Annotated in this window: 2 protein-coding genes; both read right to left on the minus strand. The window is 57.1% G+C overall.

What is annotated here, in order from left to right:
- Positions 1-1,038 (minus strand): ABC transporter substrate-binding protein (locus tag DES43_RS22135; RefSeq protein ID WP_133676459.1); only part of this gene is annotated, 1,038 nt, incomplete at its 3' end.
- 30 nt (positions 1,039-1,068) lie between these two features.
- A partial coding sequence (locus tag DES43_RS22140) for an NAD(P)/FAD-dependent oxidoreductase (protein WP_133676461.1) occupies positions 1,069-2,396 on the minus strand: 1,328 nt, incomplete at its 5' end.

Below are 2,396 nucleotides of genomic sequence, written 5' to 3' on the forward strand. Positions count from 1 at the left end.
CCTGATCGGGCGCTCACCGTCGTGCCCTCCATCAACCCAAAACCGGGGTTCCTTTTGCGCGAAAATACGGGGTCCCGATTCCACGGTCATTGACATGCTGAGAACCGTCTTGGCCTGTGCCTCTTTCGATATCAGTGATGCAGCATTTGCATTCGTGGGTGCATAATACATCGTGTTCGCAAGTGTGGCTTGAGTCTCAGGGCTCAGGGCATAGTCGATGAAACGCTTTGCCGCTTCACGGTTCTGGGCATTCTCGATCAGACCGATGGCATTGATCTGGAAGCCAGACCCCTCTTTTGGCATCACCACCGCCAGCTTGCTGCCCTCTCCGCCGGCAAAGATCTGCGCCCGTGCATTCCAGCCCAGACCGATTGTAGCCGAGCCCGTCATAATTGGCTGATAGACATCCGGATGCGGCTCCCAGGTCTGAACCGCCGGGGCAAGGGTCATCACCTTCTCAATGCCTTTCTCGGTAGAGGTCTTGTAGTCCGTGCCGCCCGCCATGCGATCTGCCACAACGGTGAAGATGAGGCCGGTGGTGTCAGGAGCTGCTGCAAGAACGATCTTGCGATTGTAGGCGGGGTTCCAGAGATCCTCCCACGAGGTCGGAGGCGCTACCACCAGGTCCTTGTTGTAGATCATGGTCATGCTGTCGAGCGTGACACCGACGGCATTGGTGCCTTCAAGATGAGCTAGGGGCACCAAGTCCTTGAGATGCGATGTCACGCTCTCATCTATTGGCGCGAAAACGCCGTCATCAGTCCCGGCTTTCGAGACGGTGATATCCATGATCGCCACGTCGAATTGCGGATCAGCGACTTGCGAGCGCAGCGTCCCCAGCATCTGGGCCGAATTGGGCATGCCGAAATACTCGACCGTAATGTCAGGATTTTTTGCCATGAAGGGCTCGACGACAGCCTGACGGTAGTATTTCTCAAAGATTCCCGAATAGGCCATCAGATTGACAGTCTCAGCCTGCGCTCCAAATGCAGTGCAGGCGATGCATGTAGAGAGAAGAAGCATTTTAATTTTTTTCATAGCATTTCCCCTTTTCCGTCCTCTGTTTCATTAAGAGTCTCTAAAGCATCTTCGATCGTCCAATCGAGGATTTGGCGCACCGATTTTAAACCTGCCCGCAGAGAAAGCCGCTGTGGCCTCAGCCATTTGCTTTTTCTGGATGAGATCTCCTATCAGACGAGCAGACTGGGGAGCGCCGCTCAGCCCCCAATGAGAATGACCAAAGTTGAGATAGAGATTGGCCACTCGCGCGGCGCGGTCGACCACAGGAAGGCTGTCGGGAAACGAAGGCCGGCTACCGGCCCAAGGTTTGAAGTCTGCACCGAGCTTCGCCTTGAACATCCGCGCGGCATTGCGGGCAAGTGAGCCAGCTCGACGCCAGTTTGGCTTGGAGTGCACGTCGGTCAGCTCGACAGTGCCCGAAACCTGCAGTCCTCCATCCATCTGCGTTGCACCAAAGCCCCGCGAGGCATTCATGACCTTGTAGTTTAGTTGGACCGGAGAACCCTCATAGCTGATGTGATAGCCGCGCTCGGCGACTAACGGCAATCGCATCCCCAGATCGCGGAGAAGTTCCCCTGACCAGGCGCCAGCGCAGAGCACCACCTGCTTCGCGCTGAGGCGGCCGATATCAGTCTCGACCGCCGCAACGGCGTCCCCCTCCACGCGCAACTTGCGCACATTGGCGCGTTGAAATGTTCCCCCTGCCTGCTGGAAGAGCGTGAAGATCGTTTCCACCAGCCGAGCAGGATTTCTGGTATAGCTGTTGCCGGGAAGGATCAGACCGCGTTTGAAATCGGCAGACAGGCTGGGCTCTAGTTCCTGCACCTCTCCCTGGCTCAAATAGGTGCCAGGAATCCCCAGATATGCGCGCAAATCTTCGGCAAAGGCTTCACTCGCGGATTTTGACGCGCTTTCATAAACATAGAGATACCCTGTGTCCTGGATCAGACCGGCATAGAGCGCCGGCCCAAGGCTTTCGCGATAGATATCGAGGCAGCCGTAATGCAGGAACGCCATGGCCTTGGAGGCAGCATAGGTCGACGCTTTTCGGCTTGCGGCTAGCCAGCGCAAGATCCACGGCAACGAGCGCAGCATCCATTTCGGATTCACGACCACCGGCCCATCGGGGTCGAGATACCAAGCCGGTATCTGGCGTAAGAGTCCCGGTTGCGTGAAGGGTGCGCAGATATTCTGCCCGATCGCCCCCCCATTGCCGAAGGAGCAACCCGCCGCAGGCCCCTCGCGGTCGACTACCAGCGTCTGCAACCCTATTCGCTGCAGGAGACCTGTGCGCGGGTAGTGCTTTCCGATTGATTTTGTAGATTTTTCAGCATTGCTGGTGCTGTTTGTGCGCGAAGGTTTCCGGTCGGCCCCTG

Source organism: Aquamicrobium defluvii (genome assembly GCF_004363725.1).
In the GTDB taxonomy this organism is placed as follows: Bacteria; Pseudomonadota; Alphaproteobacteria; order Rhizobiales; family Rhizobiaceae; genus Mesorhizobium; species Mesorhizobium defluvii.